General features: G+C 50.3%; 2 pseudogenes. Both read left to right on the top strand.

The annotated features are described in order from the left end of the window. The first annotated feature begins 95 nt into the window (after positions 1–95). Positions 96–2,608, top strand: a pseudogene (locus SHEWPOL2_RS21805) (glycogen/starch/alpha-glucan phosphorylase). A gap of 118 nt (positions 2,609–2,726) precedes the next feature. Further along, positions 2,727–3,039, top strand: a pseudogene (locus SHEWPOL2_RS21800) (sugar phosphate nucleotidyltransferase); the annotation flags it as partial.

Below are 3,039 nucleotides of genomic sequence, written 5' to 3'. Positions count from 1 at the left end.
ACTGAGCCGCTGGATGCTCAGTCCTCACCGACGCGGTACTTGCTACAGGATCGCAGTCTTATGCTGTTTCATGCTGATTTTATAAGGAATTAACTATGAGTCATAACAGTGAGCTGAGCCCAAATACCAGCGGCGTTACTCCCAAAAAACGTTCAACAAAAGCCGTTGAAACTAGAAAAAACCAGCACCCGAACCCTGCGAGCCCTGTGATGCCTTACCCGCTTCTTTTACTCGCCATGTTCGCTATGGATTAAGCCGCGGCGAAGGGGCGCGTGGTGAATTATTTCAAGCGCTGGCTCTCAGCGTAAAAGAGCAAATGCTGGATGATTGGCGTGAGACGCGCATCAAAGATAGCTGCTACGACAACAAACAAGTGGCCTATTTGTCACTCGAGTTTTTAATGGGCAGGACACTGGGCAATGCCTTGTTAAACTTAGAGTTAGAGCAAGATAGCCGCGAGGCGTTAAGCCATTACTCTGTTTCCCTCGAGGAGATAGAAGAGGCCGAACATGACGCGGGTTTAGGCAATGGTGGCCTTGGGCGGCTTGCTGCTTGTTTTCTCGATAGTTGCGCCAGCATGGACTTATCCGTGACTGGCTATGGCATTCGTTATGAATACGGCATGTTCGCTCAAAAGATAGTTGATGGTTATCAGGTTGAGCGCCCTGATCGCTGGTTACGTGAGGGCAACCCGTGGGAGGTACGTGTTCCGCACCATAATGTGACGGTAAAGTTCTTTGGTCACACCGAATCCTATGTCGATAAACAAGGGCGCAGGCACATGATTTGGGTCGATACCCAAGATGTGCTCGCTGTTGCCTACGACATGCCTGTTCCCGGCTATCGCAATGGTCGCGTGAATAGCTTAAGACTTTGGAAGGCTGAAGCCACCGATGATTTTGACTTAGCAGAATTTAACCAAGGCGATTACACAGAGGCGGTGGCGTGCAAGAACCTCGCCGAGCAGATCACTATGGTGCTTTACCCCAACGATGCCAGCGAAAACGGTAAGGAGCTGCGGCTGCGTCAGCAATATTTTTTGTCTTCCGCTAGCTTACAGGCAATTTTAAAACGTTGGGTACATCACCATGGCAATGATTTCACTCATTTTGCTGAAAAAAATGTGATGCAATTGAATGACACTCATCCCAGTATTGCGGTCCCCGAGTTAATGCGGCTGCTGGTGGATGAATATGGTCTCGAATGGGATGCTGCTTGGTCGATCACCAGTCAAACCATTGCTTATACCAATCATACGCTGCTACCCGAGGCATTAGAGCGCTGGCCTGTGCGTATGATGGCATTGATGCTGCCGCGTATTTTAGAAATCATCTATGAAATCAACGCCAGATACCTCGATTTAGTTGCTCACCACTGGCCAGGGGATGGTGCCAAACTGGCCAGCATGTCGATTATTCAAGATGGCCCCGATCCCCATGTGCGCATGGCCTATTTAGCCATAGTGGCCAGCTTTTCGGTGAACGGTGTCGCTGGATTACATACCCAATTGTTAAAGTCGGGCCTGTTTAAGGATTTTTATAGCCTGTGGCCGGAGAAGTTTAACAATCGCACTAACGGGGTGACGCCAAGGCGTTGGTTAGCCCACTGCAATCCTTCACTCGCCAAACTGTTAACCAACCATTTAGGCAAAGGTTGGGTGACGGACTTAAGCCAACTCACGGCGCTCAATGCCTTAACCCAAGATCCTAGCTTTATCCAAAAGTGGCGCGAGGTGAAGCAAGCCAACAAGGCGGTGCTGGCCAAAATGATTGCTAAGGAATGTGGCGTCGAGTTTGACCCTTCAATGCTGTTTGATGTGCAGGTCAAGCGGATCCACGAGTACAAGCGTCAGCTACTCAATATTCTGCATGTTATTCATCTTTACCATCAAATCCAGCAGGGGCATACAGAGCATCTGGTGCCACGCTGCGTGTTGATTGGTGGCAAGGCGGCGCCCGGTTACTTTATGGCGAAACTTATCATCAAACTCGCGAGCAATGTTGCCCATATGGTCAATTGCGATCCTGTGGTGGCGCCTTATCTGCGCTTTGCGTTTCTGCCCAATTACAACGTCAGTGCGATGGAAAAAATCTGCCCCGGCACCGATGTCTCCGAACAAATCTCCACCGCGGGTAAGGAGGCCTCTGGCACGGGCAATATGAAGTTTATGATGAACGGGGCACTCACCATAGGCACCTTAGATGGCGCCAATATCGAGATGCTCGAAGAGGTCGGCGAGGATAACTTCTTCCTCTTTGGCCTCAACGCCGATCAAGTGGCCCAAATGCGCTGTGATTACCAACCTCAGAGCATTATCGCCGAGTCCCACGCCCTATCCGAAGTCATGGCCTTACTGAAGAGTGGCCATTTTAACCTACTGGAACCGGGAATTTTCGACCCCATTATCGCCTCGATTGAAAGCGCGGACGATCAGTGGATGACGGCGGCGGATTTCGATAGTTATCGCCTCGCCCAAGAAGCAGTGGCTAAGGCCTATAAAGATCCGAAAAAGTGGACGCAAATGAGCATTCGCAACACGGCGGCCAGTGGTCGCTTCTCCAGTGATGTGACTATTGCTGGCTATCGGGATGAAATTTGGAAACTGTAAGGGAGTCGTTAATGAGCGCAGGAATACGCAGTTGTATGCAATCCTGCGGCCTAAGGGCGGCAGGGAAGAGTGGTTGTGAAGCAATCGGCACTGATGTGCTATTTGGGGAGTAGAGCCTATGTCTAATGTACGTTATATCAGTAATTTAACTCGTGAAACCTATGCATTGATTCTGGCTGGTGGCCGAGGCTCGCGTTTACATGAACTCACCGACTGGCGCGCTAAACCCGCGCTGTATTTCGGTGGTAAGTTTAGGATCATCGATTTTCCGCTGTCGAATTGCATCAACTCGGGGATCCGCCGCGTTGGGGTAGTGACCCAATATAAGTCGCACTCGTTAATTCGCCACGTGATGCGTGGTTGGGGCCATTTTTAAAAAGGAATTAGGTGAGTCGGTGGAGATTCTGCCTGCCTCACAACGTTACTCGGAG

It is taken from the genome of Shewanella sp. POL2 (assembly GCF_000282755.1).
Taxonomy (GTDB): Bacteria; Pseudomonadota; Gammaproteobacteria; order Enterobacterales; family Shewanellaceae; genus Shewanella; species Shewanella xiamenensis.
The sequence above is the reverse complement of the archived record's forward strand: the minus strand, read 5'-3'. Positions and strand labels throughout refer to the sequence as shown.